We start from the raw sequence: 22707 nt of genomic DNA, 5'->3' as shown, positions 1-22707 counted from the left end.
CTAACGTTTCCATCCTAAGTCAATCGAAATCAATTCCGCATAACGAAGCAATTGTTCAATCGTCGCTTTGCTTTTTTCATCGTCAAAACGCAAGGAAACGCCGGCTACACTTAATGCCGCGATCATCGTGCCTGTCGCCTCCCTAATTGGCGCAGCGAATCCTTTTAAGCCAATTTCATACTCCTCCTCATCGATGGCATAGTTTTGCGCTCTAATGTGCACCAACTCCTTTCTTAATTGCACTTCATCTGCAAACGTGTTCTTTGTAAAAGGCTTTAATTCTGTATTTGCAAAAAAATCATCAAGCTGCTCTGGAGACAATTGTGACAAAAACAGTTTTCCAGACGCGACTGCATAAGAAGGTGCATGGCTTCCTGGCCCTAGAACGATTCGCACTGTTTGCGAGCTTTCAATTTTGTCCAAATACGTCACTTTAAACTGGTGAAACGAAGACAGCAAGACGCTTTCCCCTGTACTGTCAGCAAGCTTTTTTAAATAAGGTTTGGCCAATGCCTCAACATCATAATGGGCTTGCGCCATTTTCCCTAGCTGGATAAATTGTTGTGTCAACCGGACTTGATTGTTTTTCAACTTTTCCGTGTACCCCATCGCCTCTAAATTGGCCAGAAAACGATGCAATGTGCTCGGATTCAAGTTTAACTTTTTTGACAACTCTGTCGCTGTCATCGGTTTGGCGCAGAGCGACTCAATGATTTCAAACGCTTTTCGCAAACTTTTGTTTTGGTATTCCATTCTTATCAACTACTTTCACATAGTGAAAATTAATTTTCCTTATATGAAAATTATAGCTGCACACGATAAAACCGTCAACAATTTTTCTGAAAATAATTGCAAAACGTCGCCATGACTGCCTTTTCACGAGGCACATATTCGTTTAGAAAAGCCATTAAGGGTGTTCGTCGGGACTAACAACAGAGGAACTCGCAAGGAGTATGGCGAACGCCTAGTAGGAAGCGAAATTAAGCGAAAAATGTTCATCCACACACCTAGGCAGAGAGTGGCACCCTCAAGAAAGGGAAAAACGAATACGAGGGAAAAGCCTCTCATATGCTTTATCGTATCGAGGTTACGAGACGCATACATAGTTGGTGCGCGATTGGCTCTCTGCTTAAGGAGCGCATGTAAGAAAGCTCCCTTTTCTCGGCTTTTCGGGGCAAGATTGGACTCGTATTTCTACTTTTCGCGTTTTTGTTGAGAAAATAAAAAACTCTTACTCTACTACTGTTTTACTACTATAATAATTTACGTATGAACGATGTCGTCGTCGATCCAGAGGGGGGACGTTGAATATGTCTGTGGCCTTATCACCGGAAGAAGTCGGAGCTAAAATTGTTGAATGGTACAGCTGTATTATTGCCCGGTCCGTAGAACAATCGATTCAGCTTAAAGAAGAAGTCGATGGCATGATTGAACAAATGGAACCAAATGACCGAATGCTATCCTATTATTCATTAGTTGCGTTTCGCCATCATATCATGATGAACCAAGTAGGCAAAGGTGGGAAAGACCCTCATGCTATGCAGCAAGCCAGTGTTGCGGAAAACTCAATGGATCATTTGCTTAAGTATCTCTATTTTTTTGTTAGTGGCCAAAATGAATTTATGAACGAACGTTACCGCTCCGCGATTCGTCTTTTTCGTAAAGCAGAGCGTTTGCTTGAAAATGTTAAAGACAAAGCCGAAAGAGCCGATTTCCACTACTATATGGGTTCTTCCTTGTATCGGATAAGCCAATACCCGTATGCTGCCTCCCACATTGAAGAAGCGTTGGAGGCATTCAAGCGTTTAGGTTTCACAGAAAGGGTTGTCTTCTGCCAAGTAATACTTGGCGGCATTTATTCAGAAACAGGGGAGCACAAGAAAGCCTCGCTTCTATTTAAAGAAGCGATGTTGGCGGCAGGAAACCATTCAACGGCCAAAGTGATTGCCTTAAGGGCACTAGGATTAAATGCCGTAAGACAAAAAAATTACAGAAGCGCAAAGCGTTATTTTGAAGAGGCCTTGTCTGTTAAAGAACTAGGCAACCACATTCTTGGAGCCAAAAGCGAACATGACTTGGCCAATACATTGTATCGCCTAAATTTACCGGAAGAAGCAGCGCCTCATTTGAAAAAAGCTTATACAGGCGCCCACTATTTTGACAATCATGAATACAAAGCAAAGTGTTTAGCTACGACCGGTTTGTATGTAGACTCTGATCCATTACTCATTGACAAAGCTTTAAAAGATCTTGAAGACCGTGGCATGGACTTTGAAGTCGATGAAATCGCCGAAGAAGCGAGCGCGTTTTTCGAACAAATCGGCCATGAAGATTTAGCATTAAAGTATTTAAAAATTGCCTACCATGCGCGGCAAAATTTCTTTAAGCTAGGAGTCGATCAGGAATGAAAAAGGGATTGCTCGTATTGGCAGTCGCATTGGTATGCGTCTCGATTGCCCCTCCCCCATGGGGAGAAAGCCATCCATCCATCATTCAGACAGATGGGAAAGTAGATTCTGGGCATTAACATCGTTGGCCTATACTAGATAAGGGGGCGCACCATCCTTCATTCTTTAAATGCTTGCGCTCGCTTTGAAGAATTTCCCTATATAGGCAACTTCCCTATTTGCTTTGTCGTGCATATACTGCCTACACCAAGAGGCAAAGGAGAGATCAAATGAGCAACAAAGCTGAATGGCAATTGCATGATCCTTATGTGTACGGCATGTTGGCGAAACAAATAGGTACGATGATCGGTGTGCAGACGACAAGAGGGGCGTTGAGAGGCATACTTAAAGCGGTCCAACCTGACCATCTTGTTGTGGAAATGGGCGGGACTCCCTTTTATGTCCGCAGCCAGCAAATCATTTGGGTGCATCCAGCTAAAGTACACCAAGCGAAGGCTCAGCAAGTGAAACAGAAAAATTGACTAAGACAGCCTCCCTGGCGCATATGCATGAGCGTATGGGCTACTGAATAGGGAGGAAATGCTTATGATGAAACGAGTGAACAGAATTGCAATTGAGTTGCCGCGCCCAGAGCATGGCGATGCAAACGGTGCGGCAGCCGTGCAAGAGTTGATGGGCGGCAAGTTTGGCGAAATGTCGACGTTAAACAACTACATGTTCCAATCGTTCAATTTTCGAGGGAAAAAGAAATACAAACCGTTTTACGATTTAATTGCGAGCATTACGGCTGAGGAGTTTGGCCATGTCGAGTTGGTCGCCAATGCGATTAATTTAATGTCCTATGGTAACACGTTCCCTGGGGACCCAGACACAGCGCCACTACAAAACGGCAAAGATAAACGCTATTCTCTCCATTTCACGACAACTGCGCAAACGTCCTATCCAGGGGATGGCATGGGCCGGCCATGGAATGGCGATTTTGTCACCAATACTGGTGTATTAATCGAAGACCTGCTCCATAACTACGTGCTCGAAATCGGCGCCCGGACACATAAAGCCCGTGTGTACGAAATGACGACTAACCCAACTGCACGAGAACTATGCGGTTATTTGCTTGTGCGGGGAGGCACGCATATTATCGCCTATGCCAAAGCGATTAAAGTTGCGACAGGCATCGATATCGGAAAAATGCTTCCAGTCCCCCATCCTGATAACAATGCCTTTGATACTGCCCGGAAATACATGGACCAAGGCCTCTACAATGTCCTTTATACATGGGATGAACCTGAGTACCGGGACATTCGTCAAATTTGGAAAGGAGAAAATCCAGAAACGGGCGAGCCGCTCCATGTCATTGATGGCATGCCTGAAGGGGCGCCTGTGCCAGACTTTGAAGAAAAACCGGAAATGTTTGCGCCAGGAATTGATCCTGATGATTATATGAAAATAGTAAAACGGTTAAAAGAAAACCTATGATGAATGTGAGCCAAGTGGATCAGCAAGGTCCTTTGGCTTTTTTGTTGTAACTCCTTAAAGAGAGAGCCTTTTCACGATCGCAAAAATCATGTACGATGGACGAAATACGCAAATTTCAGGAGGAAAAAGGATGAACGCTGAACAGTTTCCTTAACGTCAATACCCGATTCGCGCGCCTCCTCTCTCCCAGCAAATCAGCCCTTAAATTGAAAGCAGATGGAGGAGAAAACGATGCGAACATATAACGAAATGATTAACTTGTTGCTAGGTGTGGCCAAATCAGACGAACGGATCAGGGCCGTATGTATGAATGGATCTCGAACCAACCGAAATGCCCGAAAAGACCCGTTTCAAGATTACGACATTGTTTACATTGTCCGTGACGTCGACTCTTTTGTCTCCGATCCTGGCTGGATTGATTGTTTTGGCGAACGAATCATCATGCAGACGCCAGAAAAGATGACGCTCATTCCGCCAGAAAGCGACGGGACATTTGCATACTTGATGTTATTTACAGATGGAAACCGGATTGATTTAACACTTTGTCCAATCGAAAGGCGCGCGACATGGAACCAAGGCGACCGCTTGTCTGTCGTGTTATTGGACAAAGATGAAGCGTTGCCGCCATTGCCTGCACCGACTGATTGTGATTATTGGGTCCAAAAGCCGAACCAATCCCTTTATTCAGATTGCTGCAATGAATTTTGGTGGGTGTCCACCTATGTCGCAAAAGGATTGTGGCGCCAAGAGTTTACGTATGCATACGATCACTTGAATGTCATCCGGGCCATGCTTTTGCGCATGCTGGAATGGACAGTTGGCATCGACAACGAGTTTCGCGTCAGCGTTGGCAAACATGGCAAATATCTCGAACAGTATGTGGACGAAGAACGGTGGCAGCTGTTTCTATCGACTTTCCCTAGCCCCACTTACGAAGATATGTGGCGCGCACTATGGGCGATGGCACACCTTTTTGAAGAGCTAGCGCAAGAGGTGGCCGCCTGCTTCTCGTTTGACTACCGACACACAGATGCCGAAAACGTACAAACGTATTTGCGGCACATTCACGCTTTGCCCGAAGACGCAACAGAGATTTACTAAAAAATCCGGAGCCTTATCAATCGATAAGGCTCCTTCCGACTTAGCCGCTTGCTTATGTCGTTTTTTATCTCGGTCCTCTATGCTTTAGCATGAAAACAGGAACCCCGTCCCGCGCCTGACAAACGGTTGTCTACATGATGTTGGCTCTACCAGCAACTCTCTTTAACGAGACGACAACATAAAATCCCGCGCCTCGACCGCTTGCTTTTTCAACCTGTCTTTATCGATTCCAACCAACTGGCCGTTGCGCTTTTTTGCTTTGCCTGCGACAAAGACGCTATCGACATTTCCTGGATGTGCCGCTTGTGCTACAGCACCAAATGGGTCCGTTACCGGCAGCAAATTCACATCATCACCCCGAAGCATAATCAAATCAGCTTCTTTCCCTGGCGTGAGTGTGCCAATCTTATCTTCAAGCATTAACGCTTTTGCCCCCTCGATTGTGGCAGCTTCTAGCATCTGTTTCGTCGACAACGGCACTTGTTCAGGCATGATCCCTTCATCCAATAGACGTTGGTTTTCTTTTGCACGCTCTGCTTGCAAGGCAAACTTCATTTGCGCAAATAGATCACCGCCAGTCGATGTGACCACGTCCACTCCTAGTGCAGCGGTTACGCCACGTTCAATCGCAGCCCCCGTCACCGGATAGCCATGCCCCATCATCATTTCAATTTCAGGCGTAATCGACAAGCTGCCGCCGAAATCGCGGAGCAGTTCCAACTCCTCGTTCGCAATCGCATTCCCATGGACAATGTTCAGATCAGGCCCAAGAAGGCCAGCCTTGTGCAACTTGGTGACAGATCGGTCTTGTGCACCCCAGTTGCCAAAGCCGAGATGCATGCTGCAAACGAGGCCAAGGCGGCGCGCTGCTTCGATTTCAGCAATAGTCGCTTCCCAAGAGGAAAATTCCGGCCCACGAATCGCCAGCGCCATGGTCACAAGCTCTCCGTCTGAGGCAAAATAAGCGTTTTTCACTTCTTCTGCTTTCGCCGCTAAGTCGAGCCGGCTCTCTCGGTTCCAATAGCTCTCTTCCCCAGGTGAACCATAGGCAAAGCGGGCTCGGATGCCTGAAGCACGCAACCCAGCTATAAGCTGTTCGGTATGTTCATCCGAGTTAATCATTGTCCAATCTAAAAGCGTTGTTACTCCTCCATCGAGGGCCTCAACAGCACCTAGCCATTGGGCGATGTAATCATCTTCCGGCCGCCGTTTGCTGCCAAGGTTGCCAAAATAGATGGACTGTAAATACGTCTGCAACGACCAATCACTGCCAATGCCACGGATAATCGACTGCCACGTATGGCGGTGCGTATCAACAAGCCCTGGCATGACAATCATCCCAGCGGCATCAACGATTTCGGCGTCAACCCCCTCGATCGTTTGCTCCACAGCAGCAATTTTCGATCCTTCCACAAGCAAGTCTGCCCCATTCAGAACACCCAACTTGTGGTCAAGTGTGAGAATCGTGCCGCCTTTAAAAAGCACTTTGTCTGTCAATGAAATTCCCCCTTTGTTTATCGCTCGCCAAAACAAATCATTGGCGCGTACCGTTTCGTTTTTCGTAAAATAAATAAAGGAAGCGACTTGATTGGAGGGCTGCTTTTATGGAAAACTACCACCCCGATGAATGCTTAGTGAACACAGCGCTAGCGCCGATTATCGGCAAATGGAAAGTGTTGATCCTTCTTCACATTGACTATCACACAACATTGCGCTTTAATGAGTTGCGCCGCGCCATTCCCGACATCACCCAAAGAGTGCTAACCGCCCATTTACGCGAGCTTGAACAAGAACACTTAATCGAGCGCCGCGTTTTTGGCGAAGGTCGCCCGAAAGTCGAGTATTCGCTATCAGAGCATGGCCAAACACTCCAGCCGATTTTGCGGCAACTGCATGCATGGGGCAAAGCACACCATGCTTATCTGGCGGCGCAACAACAGAAATAGACATTATTGCGAGGGCGGGCCAAATTTGCCAGCGCGAAAATCAGCATAGGCTTCTTCAATTTCCTCGATCGTATTCATGACAAACGGACCATGGGCAACGACCTGTTCGCGCAGTGGCTTTCCTGAATAGACAAGCACTTTTGATCGCTGCAAGGCACGGACACGTAGGACGCTTTCGGTTTGTCCCGTTTCATTTGGCCAATTGAACAAGCCGACACCCGTTTTTCCTAAAACGACTTCGTTTGCCTCTGGCCCAAAAGCCAACTCCCCTTGCAGCACATAAAGATGGCCATTGTCCTGTGCAGGCAGTGTTAAATCGTACTCCGCCCCCGCCTGCAACGATAGCTCCACCATCTGCACAGGGACTGCAGAACGGAGCGGCCCAGTCACACCGGCCGCTTTCCCGGAATAAACACGCAGTGAACCGCCGTCTATTTCGACTACTGGCGCTTCTTCCAGACGGACGTCCTGGTAACTGGCAGGCGAGCGCTTTAATGCTTTCGGCAAATTCACCCACAACTGCAACGTATGAATGACATCATCGGCAAATGCCTCCTCCGCATGGCGGGCAGCGTAACCTGCATTCATGTATTGGACATCGCCTGCGTCCAAAATCGAATAACCGCCATGGTTATCGGAATGTTCCAACCTGCCGTCAATCACATACGTGATCGTTTGAAAACCACGATGAGGATGGTCGGAAAACGTCCCTCGTTTAAACCAGTCATCAGCCATCACGACAAAAGGATCAAAATCTTGCTCTCGCCCTGGCGGCAACACCCATCCTTGTTGCACATGGGGATACCCATTTTGCCTATACTGGACATACCAATGCTCGCGAATCGTGCGTGCAATTTGCGCTTCCATTTTTCTGCCTCCTTTACCGTAAGTATAAACAAGTTCCACACTGGAAAAAATGAGGCACTTTCAACTCTGTAAGTTCCTTTGGAGATACTTTTGTTTTTTTCGGAATGATGGAGAAATGACATCGCCACAATATTTCACTGACGGTGCCGTCTCAGCCAATAGAAAAAGGAGCCGCCCCGCCGGGAAACTCCTTCTATCACCATAGCTATGCCCAATCATTCATTTAAAGCCCTCACGCAAATACGTTGCAATTGCCTCAACGGTTGCCTTAAAAGCATCGTTCTGTTGGAATAATGATAGCACTGTCTGAATGAGCATAAGACGTGGCTCCGGTTGATTGAGTTCTTCTTTTAACAACTTTATATTAGCTCGAAGTGCATCACGCTCGGTTCCTGATAGAGGCACATCCTCAATTTGCTGCTCTAAAAGAGTTACGAAACGTGCCACTTCCTCCTTTGCCGACATCTGGCGTGTCTGGATTGGTTGATACTTACAAAATGGTTCCATCAAGCGGTGCGAAAGAAGGGGCTGTTTCACTTCCCCATGCTTCACCAGGAGATCGAGATAAAAAACTACCATTTGCGCCCCATGTGAAAAGTCAAGTTCCTCTTCATAGTGAGAGCCTACTTCCACATACTCTTTTACAGCCGACTCATAGAACAACACCAAATCCCAAATATGGCCGAGCTCTTCTGAGTATGCGCGCTCTATATTCTGCCTTATTCGATGGTAGGATTGAATTTTAAACTCTCTAATCGGTTCGTCTAATTCCCGGAACTCTTCTTGCTCCATTACAAAAGGAATCAGATGATAGATATTTCGATTGCCATACAAACTCCTCATATATAGTTCCGTTTTCCGCAAAAATTTCTCTTTTGCTTCAAGCCCACTTTCCTCAATTGCTTGCTCCTCGCTATCAGTCAAAAAATGCCGGTGCTCTAACAGTTTAAAAAAGAGTTCTTTCTTTGATGAAAAATGTTTGTAAAACGTACCCTTGGACATTTTACATATAGTGACAATCTCTTGCACGCTTGTGGCTGAGTAGCCCTTTTCACTGAATAGCTGAAAGGCCGCACGCATAATATCTGCTTGTTTCACCATTTAACGTTCCCCTCTTAGACGGATTATGTCCTTTCATTGATTATAAAGGTTCATCGAAGATTTTTTTACTTTCATAAGAAAGTACTTCCCCTTCCAACTATAGTACTAATAAGTACCTATGTGTATTTTACCCTTTTAATAAAAGATACTAGTAAGTTTTGACTCGCGATTCTACCAGTGCTATCATAAATTAAAACTTCCATAAAATGGAGGGAAACATCACGCAAAAAGGAGAGAACGCACAAATGAATCCTATCGCTCAGCTAGGACAAAAACGCTTTGTTTCACTTGATCTCGCTAGAGGTTTTATGCTTCTTCTTGTCGCCCTCGCCCATGCATCTTTGTTTTTGGGCAGCTCCTTGTTAACCCGTCCCGAAAGTATGAGTATGTACGATACCATCGTCAATTATCTTTCTGTCTTTTTGGTTGATAACCGGGCAAGAGCGATGTTTGCGTTGTTGTTCGGCTACGGTCTAACTTTGATTGTGCGCAGTTATTTAAAACGAAACAAACCGATAAAAGAGGCAAAAACATCTCTTTACCGCAGGGCATGGTTTCTGATTTTATTTGGCTTCATCCTCTCCGTTCTGATCGGCGGAAAAGACATCCTCGCCATCTATGGGACGGCCCTTCTCGCGTGTTGTTGGCTACTGTTCCGAAGCGACAAAACCGTACTTCGAAGCATCATGGCCGTATCCCTTGCGTATGCCGTCATTTTGCCGCTCACATGGATAGCGATGGCCTATGCACAATTTAATGGAAACGCGATCCTTCCAGGCAATTACGCACATTACTTCGAGCGAGTCACAAGCCAGTTTATCCAATTTGCAACAGGCGGACCATTCATCGCTCATTTTCTGCTGCCTGTTGGGGTATCAATCCTTATAGGTATCTACTCCGGACAAAAAGGCTTGTTAAATGAAAGCCCAAAGAACAAACCATTCCTGAAAAAAGCAGCTGTTTACGGGCTCTCCATATCCTTGATCGGCGCTCTTCCCCACGCCTTATACAGCAACCAACTGATCGAGTTGACGCCAGCCTTAGTCGGCTTGACGTTTTCCTTGCATATGGCAACAGGCATTTTAGGGGGTGTTGCTTACGCCGCTATCTTTGGCTTAATAGGACCGAAAATAACAAAACCAAGCGGTATTGTATGGGCGATCACGTCCCTCGGAAAACGATCGCTTACGTTTTTTATCTACAACGAAATCATGTTAATTGTGCTGTTCTCAAAACAAACACTTAATCTAGGAAACCAACTAGGCATGGCCGCAGGCTGGGGACTCACTCTCTGCATTTGGCTCACAGCCCTTGGCTGCGCCGCATGGCTCGAATCCAAACAAAAAAGCGGCCCAATTGACCACCTGTTCCGTAAACTCGTATACCGGAAATCATCTCCTCGTGCATCGTAGAAAAGCGGCCGTGTAGGCTGCTTTTTAAACAGGGAAAGATGCGGGTATTTCCCCAGAACCTACTTTCATTTTTAAAAATAAAATGGCAACAACAGGTGCCGCTTACTATCAAAACAAAGAATATGGTGCCCGATGCTTATTTATGGAAGGCCTTTATATTAAAAACAACTTTGATTTGATCGATCAGGCCATTACAGATCTAGAAAAGGAAGGAATGGATTTTGAAGTAGGTGAACTGGCAGAAGAAGCAGCTCAATTTGCAGAAAAGGAAGGAAAAACCAAGCTGGCGTTGAAGTATATGAAAGTTGCACATGAAGCACGTCTGTACCAAAACACTTTAGGAGTTAATCAATTTGTTTAAACGGATTGTTTTTCTATCGCTTCTAGTAATTGCCCTTACTTTAGGAGTTAGCCCAAACGGTGAAAAAGTAGATATTACATTTTTACCGACAGAGTCTTCCCATCTCACCTAAATGAAGGGTACTATTTCTAGCTTTTCGCCAGTCGGCTCCCTTTTTCGATTCGAGCCGAGTAAAGAGTTTTTCGGTTTTGTTTCTAATTGTTTTTAAATAGCAACCACCCCTATTCTAATACTTTATCATTCATGGAATTAGGAGTGGTTGCTATTTTTTTTCGTACCAATGTTGTTCATCAAGCTTTTGTAAATATTCATTTGCTTCTTCCAATAAGCTAATATCTTTTTGCTCTATTGCTTGCCTTGTCAATTCTAAGCTTTCTTCAAGGGAGTGTTGTATCTCACTTGAAACGTCAAATTCTTTTGCCAACCGAATTGTACTTTCATGATGATCTAGCACGTTTTCAAATTCTACTAAATCTTCATCAGTGAAATCAAATGTTTCCTGTAGCGTCGCATGATAAATCATCGCTGTATTATGAATACCGTCTAAAACCGCCCTGTGAATATTCTTATCATTACCTGCACTGCTAGCCTCTACGTCTTCATTTTCTTGACTGATTTCTTCCTTTATTTCCATGTCATTTGATGGAGCTGAACACCCTGTCGCAATAAACGTCATTGTTAATCCTAGCATTAGTGTTTTTTTCATTGAGATACTCCCTCTTGAAATATTGGTACGCCTACGGTTTTGACAAATTGCGAAACTGCGGACCTGGCTAATTTTGATGGTGATTCCAAACAACCCCTCCATTAAGCCAAAAGCGCGTTTGCTTCGTCAATATTGGCAAACGGATTAATTATGTTGCTTATTCCTTAATTCCTCTAATACCTGTTTCTCTGTTTCGAGAATTTGTTCAAGTAGACTAATAGACTTATTATGAAACTCTTGGGCATTTTTAATTGCTTGTTCGTTTAATTTTTGTGTTCTGGCATTGGCCATTGCTGCATGGCCTACAAGAACTAAAGCCAATACAAAAACAAATACAATAAAAGGACTCATTTCAAACCCCCTAAATTGAAAAAAATGGTTAATCTCCAATTCAGATTAGCCAAATGGATAGTAAATGTCAAACTCAATTTTTCGATGGGAAACGTTGAAATCGCCTTTGAATAATGTGCATTTCTAAAAGACAAAAACGAACCGGCTAGACTTAGTACTTGTCCTGCTTAGGCCGTACCCTACTTACACATCACTCCCCCAAGCATAATGTTTGCGCTCCCGCTTAAAAAGGTACAAACTAATAGCAACACTTTTTGAAAGGATGGTTCCAATGGATGCAGTCGGTTATGATATGTTAAACCAACAATTTATAAGCGCGTTAGAGTCACTTGCCTTTGCCACGCCTAGCGATGAGCAGGAGATGGCTGCGGCAGTATTGCGTCTTATTCAGCACAAACCTGAAGCCATCCATGTCATTGACAATGACTATAAGGAAGCGGCCATCATGGAGCACTGGACAAACTCCACGTGCAAAAAAGAATGTACGTCTGTTTAAGCTTTTTTGAGTCACCATATAAGATCGATTACCGACTTTTAGCGAAGCCCCTTTGATAAGGAGGCTTCGCTTTTGTTATATTTGGACGCGCTTCGATCAGCATCCATCTATTTTATATTGATGGTGCCGTGTGTACTGAATAGCTCCACTGTGTGTGATGCCTCCCCAATTGTTCCCTCTTTTAATTTCTCTGTACTCTTTGTTTCTTTCATATTAGCCAATCCAACTGTAATATCGGCTGATTCGCTTTGGGCGGTAAGCTGTAATGAAGCAGGAGCTTCTTTGTATGACAGGGTGATGTCGCCAGACTTCGTTTCGACAAAAAGGGATTCTCCTTCTGTTGCTTCTTTGACAGATACTTCACCGTCTGTTGAAGTAATGTTCATCTTAGAACTTGTTACATTGGTTAAATCGCTATCTCCAGCCTTAGAAGCTACGACCAATTCCTGCAATGAACTATTGTCTACGGTTAATTCACCATCGATTGAAGTAATTTGTCCCTTTTCAACAGCTATCCCGGCTATTCTTTCACTTCCTGAGCCGTTTGTAACAATAAGGTTTGTCGTCGCTATATTTTTCATTTCGATATCGCCATTATTGTTTGACACTGTGATTGTGTTGATTTCATTGTCTGGAATTGAGACAGAAATCGTACCGTTCTTTCCAAAGCTGAACCCTCGTGAGCCGCCTGTTTCATCTGACTGTTGAATCGTCATTTTGTTTCCTTGCTTTTCTATGGTTACAGGGTCCCTTTGTTTATTTTTCTGTGTGCCCTCGGCTGTAATCGTTAGTTGTGTTGATTCAGCTTGTTTGAGTTCCACATCCCATGATTCATTATTGATTTCGATTTCTTCAATTTTCGCCGGGTTAAAGGATTCTTCTGCTTGGAATTGATTCTCCCCTATCTTAGTAAACCCGTAAACGAGTCCGCCAATTGCGGCGCATGCAACGAGAATGGCCATGATTCGTTTCATTTTTCTTCCTCCTTTCTTGACGTTTAAATAAGATCGATTTTGTCTAGGCGATGAAAAGAAAAATAGCCAATCATCAGGCCTCCTACACAGAATAGGATCGGCACTCCAATGAATTGAAACAGGCTTGTTTGATCGACTCCATCTGAAACTGATCCGTTGATTAAAAAACCAATTAGTACAGCTGAAGTAATGGTGGCAGCCGTTGATTTTTTCCTCATGCCAAAATACAACGGAATTAGGCTGATTCCGGCAATCATAAATGCTTGAAGAAAAACAGAGGGGATTGTTCCAAGAATATCGCTTAAGTGCATCGGTTTTTCAAAGAATCCAATGATTGGATTTAAATAAAACGCAAGTATATTGATCATAATGGAGGCTAGAATCATGCTGAAAAAACAAAGCCCAAAGACAATGAACAATTTGCTTCGCATTACTTTCTTTCTTTGTAGTGGATAGGTAAACAACAATTGAACCGTGTTTCTTTTGTACTCCTCGATAACTAAACGAGATAAAACAGTGGCTGAAAAAATGATAAATACAATTCTAACCAATATATTTGTTAACGACATGAATTCAAAATAATCCGGAAACATAATGTCTTCTTGTCCTTTTGATCCCCATCCCATAAGGGCAACCGCCGCAAAGATCGTTGTGATTGAAATGACGACTCCTTTAAAATAACGGGATAAGTGATTTTTTCTCCATTCTAATTTGATCAGTTTAAGCATGGTGCCCTCCTTCGTTAATAAGATTTAAAAAATACGCTTCTAAATGATGTTGTTTCATTTCCATTTTGCTCATTTCCACATCGTTTTCCACCAACTGTTTATTCATTTGAGCTTGAGAAAGACTTTGATCAAAAATTCGAATCGACCGTTGATTTACAATTTGATACTTTTTGATGCCCAGCTTCTTTTTTAGAATGGTCAATGTTTTTTCCAAGTCGTTGACTTCGATTTCAAGATAGTGGTCATTTCCTTTTCGGATTTCTTCCATTTTCACTTCTTTTAACAGTTTTCCTCGATTGATGATCCCGACCGTATCGGCGATCGCTTCCACTTCTGAAACAATATGACTTGAAATCAAGATCGTAACGCCATATTTTTGTTTTAACAACACTAGCAGTTCTCGAATGTCTTTAATTCCGATTGGATCAAGCCCATTAATCGGTTCATCAAGAATGAGAATTTCTGGTTTTGTCACGATTGCCCGAGCAATCGCTAATCGCTGCTTCATTCCTAAAGAAAGTTCATCGATTCTTTTTTGCTCGACACCGACAAGGCCGACCACTTCTAATGCTTCTTTGACTGCATGTTGATCATGTTCGTCATGGTAATGACAATGAAGCTCGAGATTTTCTTTCACGGTAAGCCGCTCATAAAATACAGGGTTTTCGATAATGCTGCCGATATTCTTTAAATACAAATAGGATGTTGGTTTGACCGATTGATTGGAGACCAGAATTTCACCAGAACAAGGCTTGACTAAATTCAAAATCATTTTCATAATTGTCGTTTTCCCTGCCCCATTCGGACCTAAAAAACCATAAATTTCGCCTTTGTTTATCTTCATATTGACATTAGAGATTGTTTCGATTCCCTTAAACTTCTTATACAATTGGTGGATTTGGATAATGGCTTCCATTCTTATTTCCTCCTGATTCCCTTAATGGGGTACAATAAGCGTATTGATTTGTTACACACTTAGCTTAATCCATGAAAGTAAAATCGAAGTAAACAGGAAGGAAAATGCCTGTAATTTTTTCAGGATTGGGATTGAAATGAGGGATTATAAAAGTGGAGCACGCAAAAATTTTAATAGTCGATGATGAAATAGGCATTGTAAAGCTACTGGAGATTACACTTGAAAAAGAAAATTTTATTCATATAGACAAAGCAACAACGGGGAAAGAGGCGCTGCAATTAACGAAAGAAAAAACATTCAACCTCATTTTGCTTGATATCATGCTTCCAGATATTAGCGGATTTGAATTATGTACAGAAATACGACGAAATACGGATACGCCCATTATTTTTGTTAGTTCCCGGGCTACAGACTTTGATAAATTAACGGGATTAGGGATCGGCGGAGATGATTATATTACAAAGCCTTTCAACCCTTTAGAAGTCATTGCCCGCATCAAGGCCATTCTTCGGCGCCAAAAAATGTATGAACGTTCAGAGAAGAAGCCGGTATACGATTACGGCTACTTCGCGTTTTATCCGGAATCAGCGATATTAATGGTTCAAAATCAAACAGTAGAATGCACGGCAAAAGAGCTGGAGTTGCTGCATTTTTTTTGTGAAAATCCTAATCGTATTTTCACTACAGCCCAGCTTTATGAACGCGTTTGGGGAAATGATGTGTTTGGAGAAGAAAAAACAGTGACTATCCATATATCCAAGCTGCGAAAGAAACTTGGCGATGATACGCGCAAACCAAAAATCATTGTCAACCTTCGGGGAATTGGCTATAAATTTATCCCTTCAAATGAGGGCTTGCCATGGGAATAAAAACGCGCTTCACCCTTCATTTCGCTTTGGGGCTTACCCTTTGGCTGCTAGGGACTGGGCTTAGTCTAGTGATTCTCTTTGAAGTCCTTCTTCCCTTATTCGATGTGGTGGTTGGTGAAAATACGGAAGGACTACTAGTTGGATCGATTTTTGCACTAAGCACTCTTGTTTGTATTGGCCTCTTTGGCTGGTATTTTGGCGGGCCGATTGCTTTTATCATGAGATGGATCCATCAGCTCTCGCAAGGGAATTACAAGCAGCCTCCAGGCCTACGGAAGATTTACACGCGAAAAGAAACATTGCGGATGCGTTATCTTCTTTATAAGGAAGTGCTCCATTCCCTTCAATTATTGGCTGAGCAATTACAAGCAAATGAAGTAGAAAGGAAAAAAATCGAACAAGCAAAACAGGAATGGATAGCAGGTATTTCCCATGATTTGAAAACGCCTTTAACATATATCACAGGATATTCTTCCCTTTTATTAACAAATCAGTATGAATGGTCAACAGAGGAAGCCCGCTCTTTTACTCAGGAGATTTATGATAAGGGCAAACATATGGAAGAGTTAATTCAAGATTTGAATCTTGTCTTAAAATTGAATGATGGCGTTCACCCGTTCCCTATCCACACGACGAGCCAGGATTTGGTTGAATTTACGAAAAGGGTCGTGGCCGATATTAGCAATAGCCCACAAGCTGTTGACTATCGACTCCATTTTAAAACGAACAAGCCAAGAATCGACGTCGACTTTGACGACAAATTTATGCAACGCATTTTGCAAAACATTTTAATGAATTCGATCATCCATAATCCCGAACCCGTTGACATCTATATAGAGCTTTTCGATTACAACGAACAGGCAAGAATCCATATAACAGATAACGGCATAGGCATGCCGACTCATATGATGGAAAATCTTTTTCAACAATACTATCGGGGGGCCACGACAGATTCAGCCTCTGAGGGAACTGGGCTTGGTATGGCTATTGTCTATAACCTTGTTCGTGCTCATCGTGGGACAATCTCTGTAGAAAGCGAACCATCTAAAGGGACATCGTTTGATATTCACTTCCCGAAAAAAGGACGCCCTCAAGACAATATGTTTTGAGGCGTCCTTTTCATGATCGAGCCTTTCGGCTGGCTCGCGCCACACGTTCACAGGCCCCTGCTGAAATTTCTCTGGCAAAACAATTTATAGTAAAATGGAGTTATTCGGAAGAGGAGGCGTATCCATTGATTACGGTTGTTGGCAGTATAAACATTGATCTTGTCGTCCATACGGGCACCATGCCTGTCTTAGGGGAAACAGTGCTTGGCGGCGAGTTTCAAATGAATCCAGGAGGAAAAGGGGCCAATCAAGCAGTTGCTGCGGCAAGGCTTGGTGCTGACGTGACGATGATAGGCAAAGTCGGCAATGACCCGTACGGAAAGCTTGTCACAGACAACTTACAAAACGAACAAATTAACACGGATTACATAGAGGTTGAGAAGGACGGACATACAGGCGTAGCCATGATTACGGTCACAAACAACGACAATGCGATTGTTGTCGCACCTGGAGCCAATTTCAGTTGGAAGCCCGAGGATGCCGCCCAATACCGTGATGTGTTCAAACAGACAAACGTCCTCGTGCTTCAACTTGAAGTGCCGCTCCCTTTTATCGAGAAAATCGCTAAAATAGGCAAGGAAGAACGATGCATCGTCATTCTAAATCCTGCCCCCGCACAGCCGTTGCCGTCATCGTTGCTTGATCTCGTTGATTATATCACTCCAAATGAAACAGAGTGCCAGACGATTTTTAAGCAATCGGTTGAACAAGCGGTCCAGAGATATCCAAACAAGTTGCTTGTAACAGAAGGAAAAAAAGGCGCCGCCTACCACGACGGCCAACAGCTCGTTCAAGTGAACGGATTCCCAGCAAACGTCGTCGATACCACCGGAGCAGGCGATACATTCAATGGCGCTCTTGCTGCAGCTTTGGCTTCTGGCCAGCAATTAACCGAAGCGGTGACGTTCGCTAATGCCGCTGCTTCGCTATCAGTAGAACAGGCAGGCGCACAGGCAGGGATGCCGTCAAAACAACAAGTGTTGGACCGTCTAGGCTCATCATAAACAAGAGGCTCTTTCCTAAAGGGAAGGGCCTCCAGTCGTCGTTTCCGAGGGGCTTTGAAGCATATGAAGCTGTGGACGACTCGCCAATCATACAGCAACAAAACGCCTATATGGACTTCTCACTCGCTCTCTCAATCAACACAGTGAATAACCGTGCCATCGCTGCATCGTTTGCTGCTAATTCTTCTGGATGCCATTGGACGCCAAGGACATAGGGCATTCCTGCTTTGCCTTCTACTGCCTCAATGACGCCATCAGCGGCCGAGGCGACCTTCTTTAATGGTGGAGCAAGCCTGCTGATTGCCTGGTGATGCAAACTGTTCACCCTTATCTCTTCGGAGCCGATCACCTGATGCAACAGGCTATCTTTCACAATCTGAATACGGTGAGTCACATCTGTGCGGCCTGCTTCCTGGTAGTGTTTGCAAGCATTTGGAAGGCCTGTTTCAATGTCCTGCATCAAGCTTCCTCCTAAAGCAACGTTCAAGACGCCAATGCCTCTGCAAATCGCAAAAATCGGCTTTTTCTGCTGCAAAGCTTGTTTGACTAGTTCCATTTCTACTTCATCACGTTGTTTAAATGTTTTTTGCAGTTTCGGTGAAGGTTCAGCCTTATATAAATATGGATCTACATCCTCGCCGCTGCTTAAGATTAAGCCATCGCATGCTTTTATCCAATCAGAAGCAAGCTCGACGTTCCCTACAGGGAGCACAATGGGCACACCTCCAGCGTTCATGACGGCTTTGACGACCTTTTCGGCGAGGTCTACACTTGGAATTTGATTATGAAGGGCAATTGTGCTCGTAATTCCTATTACTGGTTTAGCCATCGCAAGCATCCTCTCTTTCTATTGCCTGCTGTTAGTGTTGCTTGTCCGTCTGGAAAACATACCTTGCCACGCACTTTCGTCCTAACACCGTGGTCCTAGAAGCGCCGCCTCTTCCTTGACATTGTTAAAAAGGGTTTGTACTCTTCCTCCGCATAATTATTCAAATCATTCAGTAAAAAAAGCCAAAAAGCCTTGACGATTTCCCAATTAATCGCTGATAATAAACGAACAAGCTTCATTGGAACAAACGATCAACACGCTATTCTGTTTTGGTAAGTGGCTTCATTTTTTATTACGACTGTTGCTGTCACTCGTTTTTTTTATGTAAAACGACTGAACGTAATTGAACAAATTTTCAATGAAAGGTGATAAAAGATGACCGTTGCTGTTTCCCCTGAGAAAGCAGGAGCCACAATTGCCGAGTGGTACAGTTGCATCATTGCCCGTTCCGTGGAACAAGCTTCACAATTAAAGGCAAAAGTGGATGCGATGTTTAAGCAGATTGAAAAAAATGAACGTTTGCTCGCCTATTATGCACTCGTCAACTTTCGCTACCGTCTTATGTGCAAACAAGCTAGCCAAGGTGGCGCTGACGACGAAATGTTGAAGAGGGCCGGGATGGTAGCTGAGGAATCAGTCGACCATCTATTGAAATATTTATATTATTTTTCATGCGGCCAAAATGAATTTGTCAATGAACGCTACCGCTCCGCCATTACCTTATTCCGCAAAGCTGAACGCTTGCTCGAATATGTGGAAAACAAAGAAGAAGAAGCAGAATTTCATTACTATATGGGCCTCTCCCTTTATCGGATCAGCCAGTACCCATTTGCTGGTTCTTATATTGAAGAAGCACTCGTCGAATTTAACCGTTTAGGGAACAAGGAACGTTCCATCCATTGCCAAACGATCCTTGGGGGCATTTATTCGGAAACCAAGCAATACGATAAAGCCGTTCTGATTCTTAATGAAGCGCTCGCCGCCGCTCATCCATACCCTTTTTCCAAAATGGCGGTCCTTCGCGCTTTAGGCCTGAACGCCCTTAGGTACCATCATTACGAACAAGCTCGGCAATGGTTTGAAAAAACATTGTCTTACCATGAATTCCAGCATACCCTTATCGGTGTCAAAAACACGTACAATTTAGCCAATACATTGTATCGCTTGAATTTGCCCCAACACGCAGCGCCTTATTTGAAGAAGGCGGCAATCGGGGCAGAGTTTTACCGAAATAAAGAATACAAAGCGCGATGTTTAGCGACTAGAGGATTATATGCAGAAGGCAACTATGCACTGATTGACAAAGCAATTGAGCAGTTAGATAAGGAAGGCTTTGACTTTGAAGTGGACGAGCTTGCAGAAGAAGCAGCGACTTATTTTGAACAAGCCGGACATACAACATTGGCGTTAAAATACTTAAAAATTGCCTACCACGCTAAGCAAAACTTGTTTAAATTAGGCGCAGGCCAATAACCATTGCTCTTCTAGCCAGGCTGCCAATGGCCAAGCAAAATTAACCATTCCGCTAAGCAGGAGAACAACCAATTAAAGCGGCTCCCGCAAGAGGGGCCGCCTTCTCTCTTGCTTTTCTATTTGCCGCAAAACTGCTTAGGCGACATGCCCGTGTATTTTTTAAACACTTGGCTAAAATACTTATAGTCGCTAAAGCCGGTTTTTTCAGCGACTTCATAGATAAGCAGCTTTTCGTCTTGAAGCAAGCTAATTGCCTTAGTAAGGCGGTAGCGTGTAACTAATTCATTAAAGCTGTATCCTGTTTTTTCCTTTAACTTGTCATTCAAGCTGACTGTGGAAAGGCCAATTTCATTGCTTGCTGCTTTTAACGTTACTTTTTCATGGTAATGTTTTTTTATAAAGTCCATAATTTCGGCGACATAGGTTGAATGGCTGCCTCTCCCCAAGTCGAGAAGATGGCTATACACTTTTGTTTGTTTTGTTAAATGATCGTTGCTTTTTTGTGCCTGCAGTTTTTGCACGAGCTTTTGCAAGGTCGCCTCCAATTCATGCATATCAACTGGTTTTAGCAAATAATCATGGACGCCAATCGTGATCGCCTGCTTGGCATAATCGAACTCGCCAAAACCAGATAAAATAATCGCTTCAAAGGAATGGTCGGCTTTTGCTTCTTTTAACATGGCCAGCCCGTCTTTAAACGGCATGCGAATGTCTGTAATGATAATGTCCGGTTTTGTTTGTTTAATGAGGTTCAGCCCTTCCGCCCCATCCTCAGCGGCACCGACGACTGTACAGTCGTTACTGAGCCAGTCCACGCGGTAGAGCAGTCCTTTTAACAGGATCGGTTCATCTTCCACGATCGCCACTTTTAGCATGTTGTCACCCCTCATATGGAATGTGCATACGGACGGTTGTCCCCTCTCCTTTTTCCGGCGCTGAAGCAATGTCAATCCCGTATCGTTGCCCGTAAAGCAATTGAATCATTTGGTGTGTATTTTTCAAACCGGTATGCGCCGCCTCTTTTCTTTCTCCTGCCATAATCGCTTTGATTTTCGCCATTTTTCCAGGCGTCATGCCGAGCCCATTGTCCTCTACCACAAATGTGAGCACCCCGTTTTCCCAGTAGGCGCTTACATCAACGTTTAAACAGCGGATGCCGTCAATATTGTGCTTAACGGCATTTTCAATCAATGGTTGGAGCAGTAGTTTCGGCACGCGGGCACGGCCTAGTTCTGGCTCAATCGCAATCGTGTAATCGAGCCTCTTGCCATAGCGCATTTTTTGCAAGGCAAAATAGTCTCGCAAGTAGGCGATATCTTCTTCCAACAAAACGGTCGTGTCGCCAAAATGAGCATTATAGCGCATCAATTTCGCTGTTTTGACAATCATCTCCGCTGCGCTCTCTGGGTTAGCCAATGTTTCATATTTGATCATTTCTAATACATTATAAAGGAAATGGGGATTAAATTTTGCCTCTAAATGTTTGATTTCACTTAAGCGTTTTTTCTCAAGAATTTCTTCGTTTTTATCAACAAGTGCTTGAATTTCATGGACTTTATTCGTATATTCTTCGTAAATCGTCTGCACTTCCGCAAAGACATGGTCTGTTTGTTGAAAATGAAGATGGTTATTCTTTGAAGAAATTCGCGCCACTAGCGCATCAAAAGGTTCAAGTGTCTTTTTTGAAATTTTTGGTGTCACTAGCCATACAACAGCCAACATGACAAAGCTTGAAACGACCATCGCCAAAAGGCCATACAACAACAGCAGTTGATACGTTTTAACCGACGTGAGCGTGATCACTTGAATCGGCTGGCCAGCGACTTCTGTTTTTGTTACGTAAAAAGGGTTGCCGTCATACTGGACAAGGAATCCATCGGTTGGAATCGTTAATTTTCCAAGGGCGCCAATTCCGAATGTGTGGCTATAAAAAACGGCATTATAGAATGAATCGGTGACAAATACAATTTGCTCACTAGCCGACGGCAGGGTATGTTCAAGCAAGAACAGCAAATAACCTGCACGCTCTTCCCCCTCTTCAACCGCAGCGGCAAACACGTAAGCGCCTCCTTGGCCGGCATTGAACGCTCGTTTATTGACATACTCCCCTGTAAATGGATGTTCCTCTGCTTGTTGCATTTGTTCCCGCAAGACCGGGCTTTGCTGCAATTGTTCTTTCTGCCCTTCATACAAGCTTGTCGCGACAATTTCCTCTTCGCTATCCAACAAGACAAAGTCTGACTGAAACGTTTGCGCATTACGGAAGTCGTAAAGCAATTGATTCACTTCGCCGCTTTTTCCTTCGCCACGTAAAAACGCTCTAATTTGTTCATCGGCTACTAAACGGGCCATTCCCTCTTTATAGTGGGCAAACTCCGCTTCGACCTCTTTAGCCACTCGTTCATTTGTCGCTTGGCTCGGTCGCACAATCGATACATTGAATAAAAAAAGCAAAGACAATAGATATACACACAAAATCGCGGAAATAATGACGATGGCGTTCGTTAAAAACGACCGTTGAATATCATCTTTCATCCGTCTGCGTTCCATCGCGGTCAACCCCACTATGATGATAGGACA

25 protein-coding genes are annotated in these 22707 nt (G+C 43.9%); 13 read left to right on the top strand and 12 right to left on the bottom strand.

Annotated features, from left to right (window positions below; all coding sequences use genetic code 11):
* Positions 1 to 753 (bottom strand): IclR family transcriptional regulator, encoded by a 753-nt coding sequence (locus tag BUC05_RS08615; RefSeq protein WP_073304574.1) that lies wholly within the window; start codon positions 751 to 753, stop codon positions 1 to 3.
* A 557-nt stretch (positions 754 to 1310) separates the two neighbouring features.
* On the opposite strand from BUC05_RS08615, the gene BUC05_RS08610 reads away from it, so the two are divergent.
* The 5 genes from BUC05_RS08610 to BUC05_RS08595 all read left to right on the top strand — a co-directional run bounded on the left by BUC05_RS08610 (position 1311) and on the right by BUC05_RS08595 (position 4985).
* Positions 1311 to 2408 carry a Rap family tetratricopeptide repeat protein gene (locus BUC05_RS08610; protein WP_073304572.1) on the top strand — a complete coding sequence of 366 codons (1098 nt, stop codon included), beginning with the start codon at positions 1311 to 1313 and terminating at the stop codon, positions 2406 to 2408.
* A complete protein-coding gene (locus BUC05_RS21905) occupies positions 2405 to 2527 on the top strand; it encodes a hypothetical protein (protein WP_257006639.1) in 123 nt (40 codons plus the stop codon). Before BUC05_RS08610 ends, BUC05_RS21905 begins: the two co-directional genes overlap by 4 nt.
* Positions 2528 to 2677: 150 nt before the next feature.
* A complete protein-coding gene (locus tag BUC05_RS08605) occupies positions 2678 to 2929 on the top strand; it encodes a YuzF family protein (protein WP_063609122.1) in 252 nt (83 codons plus the stop codon).
* 64 nt (positions 2930 to 2993) lie between these two features.
* A complete protein-coding gene (locus tag BUC05_RS08600) occupies positions 2994 to 3884 on the top strand; it encodes a manganese catalase family protein (RefSeq protein ID WP_011248465.1) in 891 nt (296 codons plus the stop codon).
* Between the two features lie 231 nt (positions 3885 to 4115).
* A complete protein-coding gene (locus BUC05_RS08595; protein ID WP_073304570.1) occupies positions 4116 to 4985 on the top strand; it encodes an aminoglycoside 6-adenylyltransferase in 870 nt (289 codons plus the stop codon).
* A gap of 162 nt (positions 4986 to 5147) precedes the next feature.
* On the opposite strand, the gene BUC05_RS08590 is transcribed toward BUC05_RS08595, so the two are convergent.
* The gene (locus BUC05_RS08590) at positions 5148 to 6482 is read right to left on the bottom strand and encodes an amidohydrolase family protein (RefSeq protein WP_035202440.1); all 1335 of its coding nucleotides are present in this window, start codon (positions 6480 to 6482) and stop codon (positions 5148 to 5150) included.
* Positions 6483 to 6589: 107 nt separating this feature from the next.
* Here BUC05_RS08590 and BUC05_RS08585 point away from each other — a divergent pair, with 107 nt between their 5' ends.
* Positions 6590 to 6931, top strand: a complete 342-nt coding sequence (locus tag BUC05_RS08585; protein WP_035202442.1) for a winged helix-turn-helix transcriptional regulator — start codon at positions 6590 to 6592, stop codon at positions 6929 to 6931.
* Positions 6932 to 6934: 3 nt separating this feature from the next.
* On the opposite strand, the gene BUC05_RS08580 is transcribed toward BUC05_RS08585, so the two are convergent.
* Together BUC05_RS08580 and BUC05_RS08575 are read right to left on the bottom strand one after the other, a co-directional pair.
* Entirely contained in the window at positions 6935 to 7798 is an 864-nt protein-coding gene (locus tag BUC05_RS08580) for a pirin family protein (protein WP_035202444.1), read from the bottom strand.
* A gap of 219 nt (positions 7799 to 8017) precedes the next feature.
* Positions 8018 to 8899: a TetR/AcrR family transcriptional regulator gene (locus tag BUC05_RS08575; RefSeq protein WP_035202445.1), complete on the bottom strand. Its 882-nt coding sequence runs from the start codon at positions 8897 to 8899 to the stop codon at positions 8018 to 8020.
* 245 nt (positions 8900 to 9144) lie between these two features.
* On the opposite strand from BUC05_RS08575, the gene BUC05_RS08570 reads away from it, so the two are divergent.
* The gene (locus BUC05_RS08570) at positions 9145 to 10311 is read left to right on the top strand and encodes a DUF418 domain-containing protein (RefSeq protein WP_035202447.1); all 1167 of its coding nucleotides are present in this window, start codon (positions 9145 to 9147) and stop codon (positions 10309 to 10311) included.
* 82 nt (positions 10312 to 10393) lie between these two features.
* Positions 10394 to 10672, top strand: a complete 279-nt coding sequence (locus BUC05_RS08565; protein ID WP_035202448.1) for a hypothetical protein — start codon at positions 10394 to 10396, stop codon at positions 10670 to 10672.
* Between the two features lie 262 nt (positions 10673 to 10934).
* On the opposite strand, the gene BUC05_RS08560 is transcribed toward BUC05_RS08565, so the two are convergent.
* Together BUC05_RS08560 and BUC05_RS08555 are read right to left on the bottom strand one after the other, a co-directional pair.
* Positions 10935 to 11378, bottom strand: a complete 444-nt coding sequence (locus BUC05_RS08560) for a hypothetical protein (protein WP_011248473.1) — start codon at positions 11376 to 11378, stop codon at positions 10935 to 10937.
* Positions 11379 to 11522: 144 nt separating this feature from the next.
* Positions 11523 to 11729 carry a hypothetical protein gene (locus BUC05_RS08555; RefSeq protein WP_035202449.1) on the bottom strand — a complete coding sequence of 69 codons (207 nt, stop codon included), beginning with the start codon at positions 11727 to 11729 and terminating at the stop codon, positions 11523 to 11525.
* 271 nt (positions 11730 to 12000) lie between these two features.
* On the opposite strand from BUC05_RS08555, the gene BUC05_RS08550 reads away from it, so the two are divergent.
* Positions 12001 to 12225 carry a hypothetical protein gene (locus BUC05_RS08550; RefSeq protein WP_011248475.1) on the top strand — a complete coding sequence of 75 codons (225 nt, stop codon included), beginning with the start codon at positions 12001 to 12003 and terminating at the stop codon, positions 12223 to 12225.
* A gap of 107 nt (positions 12226 to 12332) precedes the next feature.
* On the opposite strand, the gene BUC05_RS08545 is transcribed toward BUC05_RS08550, so the two are convergent.
* Genes BUC05_RS08545 through BUC05_RS08535 form a run of 3 tightly spaced genes read right to left on the bottom strand, consistent with a single transcriptional unit; the run spans position 12333 to position 14843 of the window.
* Positions 12333 to 13199 carry a DUF4097 domain-containing protein gene (locus BUC05_RS08545; RefSeq protein WP_035202451.1) on the bottom strand — a complete coding sequence of 289 codons (867 nt, stop codon included), beginning with the start codon at positions 13197 to 13199 and terminating at the stop codon, positions 12333 to 12335.
* 23 nt (positions 13200 to 13222) lie between these two features.
* Complete coding sequence (locus BUC05_RS08540; RefSeq protein ID WP_035202453.1) at positions 13223 to 13927, bottom strand: ABC transporter permease; 705 nt, start codon at positions 13925 to 13927, stop codon at positions 13223 to 13225.
* The gene (locus BUC05_RS08535) at positions 13920 to 14843 is read right to left on the bottom strand and encodes an ABC transporter ATP-binding protein (protein WP_011248478.1); all 924 of its coding nucleotides are present in this window, start codon (positions 14841 to 14843) and stop codon (positions 13920 to 13922) included. Before BUC05_RS08535 ends, BUC05_RS08540 begins: the two co-directional genes overlap by 8 nt.
* A gap of 152 nt (positions 14844 to 14995) precedes the next feature.
* Here BUC05_RS08535 and BUC05_RS08530 point away from each other — a divergent pair, with 152 nt between their 5' ends.
* The 3 genes from BUC05_RS08530 (at position 14996) to rbsK (ending at position 17825) form a co-directional block, all read left to right on the top strand.
* Positions 14996 to 15712, top strand: coding sequence for a response regulator transcription factor (locus BUC05_RS08530; protein WP_035202456.1), 717 nt, complete (start codon positions 14996 to 14998; stop codon positions 15710 to 15712).
* Positions 15703 to 16821 (top strand): sensor histidine kinase, encoded by a 1119-nt coding sequence (locus tag BUC05_RS08525; RefSeq protein ID WP_035202459.1) that lies wholly within the window; start codon positions 15703 to 15705, stop codon positions 16819 to 16821. Before BUC05_RS08530 ends, BUC05_RS08525 begins: the two co-directional genes overlap by 10 nt.
* Before the next feature lie 125 nt (positions 16822 to 16946).
* The gene (rbsK, locus tag BUC05_RS08520; protein ID WP_035202461.1) at positions 16947 to 17825 is read left to right on the top strand and encodes a ribokinase; all 879 of its coding nucleotides are present in this window, start codon (positions 16947 to 16949) and stop codon (positions 17823 to 17825) included.
* A gap of 106 nt (positions 17826 to 17931) precedes the next feature.
* Here rbsK and BUC05_RS08515 read toward each other — a convergent pair whose 3' ends face one another.
* Positions 17932 to 18654, bottom strand: coding sequence for a gamma-glutamyl-gamma-aminobutyrate hydrolase family protein (locus BUC05_RS08515; protein WP_035202463.1), 723 nt, complete (start codon positions 18652 to 18654; stop codon positions 17932 to 17934).
* Positions 18655 to 19029: 375 nt separating this feature from the next.
* Between BUC05_RS08515 and BUC05_RS08510 the strand changes: the two genes are divergently transcribed.
* Positions 19030 to 20127 carry a response regulator aspartate phosphatase gene (locus BUC05_RS08510; RefSeq protein WP_035202465.1) on the top strand — a complete coding sequence of 366 codons (1098 nt, stop codon included), beginning with the start codon at positions 19030 to 19032 and terminating at the stop codon, positions 20125 to 20127.
* Between the two features lie 116 nt (positions 20128 to 20243).
* Here BUC05_RS08510 and BUC05_RS08505 read toward each other — a convergent pair whose 3' ends face one another.
* Positions 20244 to 21002, bottom strand: coding sequence for a response regulator transcription factor (locus BUC05_RS08505; RefSeq protein ID WP_011248484.1), 759 nt, complete (start codon positions 21000 to 21002; stop codon positions 20244 to 20246).
* Between the two features lie 4 nt (positions 21003 to 21006).
* A complete protein-coding gene (locus BUC05_RS08500; RefSeq protein ID WP_073304568.1) occupies positions 21007 to 22677 on the bottom strand; it encodes a sensor histidine kinase in 1671 nt (556 codons plus the stop codon).
* Positions 22678 to 22707 lie beyond the last annotated feature (30 nt).

This window comes from Shouchella rhizosphaerae, from assembly GCF_900142675.1.
Taxonomy (GTDB): domain Bacteria; phylum Bacillota; class Bacilli; order Bacillales; family Bacillaceae_D; genus Shouchella; species Shouchella rhizosphaerae.
This window is presented reverse-complemented; position numbering and strand designations above follow the sequence as displayed.

Bases quoted from the DNA above. Each gene is read 5' to 3' on its own strand.
- BUC05_RS08615 (WP_073304574.1), bottom strand. From the start codon at position 753: ATGGAATACCAAAACAAAAGTTTGCGAAAAGCGTTTGAAATCATTGAG.
- BUC05_RS08610 (WP_073304572.1), top strand. From the start codon at position 1,311: ATGTCTGTGGCCTTATCACCGGAAGAAGTCGGAGCTAAAATTGTTGAA.
- BUC05_RS21905 (WP_257006639.1), top strand. From the start codon at position 2,405: ATGAAAAAGGGATTGCTCGTATTGGCAGTCGCATTGGTATGCGTCTCG.
- BUC05_RS08605 (WP_063609122.1), top strand. From the start codon at position 2,678: ATGAGCAACAAAGCTGAATGGCAATTGCATGATCCTTATGTGTACGGC.
- BUC05_RS08600 (WP_011248465.1), top strand. From the start codon at position 2,994: ATGATGAAACGAGTGAACAGAATTGCAATTGAGTTGCCGCGCCCAGAG.
- BUC05_RS08595 (WP_073304570.1), top strand. From the start codon at position 4,116: ATGCGAACATATAACGAAATGATTAACTTGTTGCTAGGTGTGGCCAAA.
- BUC05_RS08585 (WP_035202442.1), top strand. From the start codon at position 6,590: ATGGAAAACTACCACCCCGATGAATGCTTAGTGAACACAGCGCTAGCG.
- BUC05_RS08580 (WP_035202444.1), bottom strand. From the start codon at position 7,798: ATGGAAGCGCAAATTGCACGCACGATTCGCGAGCATTGGTATGTCCAG.
- BUC05_RS08575 (WP_035202445.1), bottom strand. From the start codon at position 8,899: ATGGTGAAACAAGCAGATATTATGCGTGCGGCCTTTCAGCTATTCAGT.
- BUC05_RS08570 (WP_035202447.1), top strand. From the start codon at position 9,145: ATGAATCCTATCGCTCAGCTAGGACAAAAACGCTTTGTTTCACTTGAT.
- BUC05_RS08565 (WP_035202448.1), top strand. From the start codon at position 10,394: ATGGCAACAACAGGTGCCGCTTACTATCAAAACAAAGAATATGGTGCC.
- BUC05_RS08560 (WP_011248473.1), bottom strand. From the start codon at position 11,378: ATGAAAAAAACACTAATGCTAGGATTAACAATGACGTTTATTGCGACA.
- BUC05_RS08555 (WP_035202449.1), bottom strand. From the start codon at position 11,729: ATGAGTCCTTTTATTGTATTTGTTTTTGTATTGGCTTTAGTTCTTGTA.
- BUC05_RS08550 (WP_011248475.1), top strand. From the start codon at position 12,001: ATGGATGCAGTCGGTTATGATATGTTAAACCAACAATTTATAAGCGCG.
- BUC05_RS08545 (WP_035202451.1), bottom strand. From the start codon at position 13,199: ATGAAACGAATCATGGCCATTCTCGTTGCATGCGCCGCAATTGGCGGA.
- BUC05_RS08540 (WP_035202453.1), bottom strand. From the start codon at position 13,927: ATGCTTAAACTGATCAAATTAGAATGGAGAAAAAATCACTTATCCCGT.
- BUC05_RS08535 (WP_011248478.1), bottom strand. From the start codon at position 14,843: ATGGAAGCCATTATCCAAATCCACCAATTGTATAAGAAGTTTAAGGGA.
- BUC05_RS08525 (WP_035202459.1), top strand. From the start codon at position 15,703: ATGGGAATAAAAACGCGCTTCACCCTTCATTTCGCTTTGGGGCTTACC.
- BUC05_RS08515 (WP_035202463.1), bottom strand. From the start codon at position 18,654: ATGGCTAAACCAGTAATAGGAATTACGAGCACAATTGCCCTTCATAAT.
- BUC05_RS08510 (WP_035202465.1), top strand. From the start codon at position 19,030: ATGACCGTTGCTGTTTCCCCTGAGAAAGCAGGAGCCACAATTGCCGAG.
- BUC05_RS08505 (WP_011248484.1), bottom strand. From the start codon at position 21,002: ATGCTAAAAGTGGCGATCGTGGAAGATGAACCGATCCTGTTAAAAGGA.
- BUC05_RS08500 (WP_073304568.1), bottom strand. From the start codon at position 22,677: ATGGAACGCAGACGGATGAAAGATGATATTCAACGGTCGTTTTTAACG.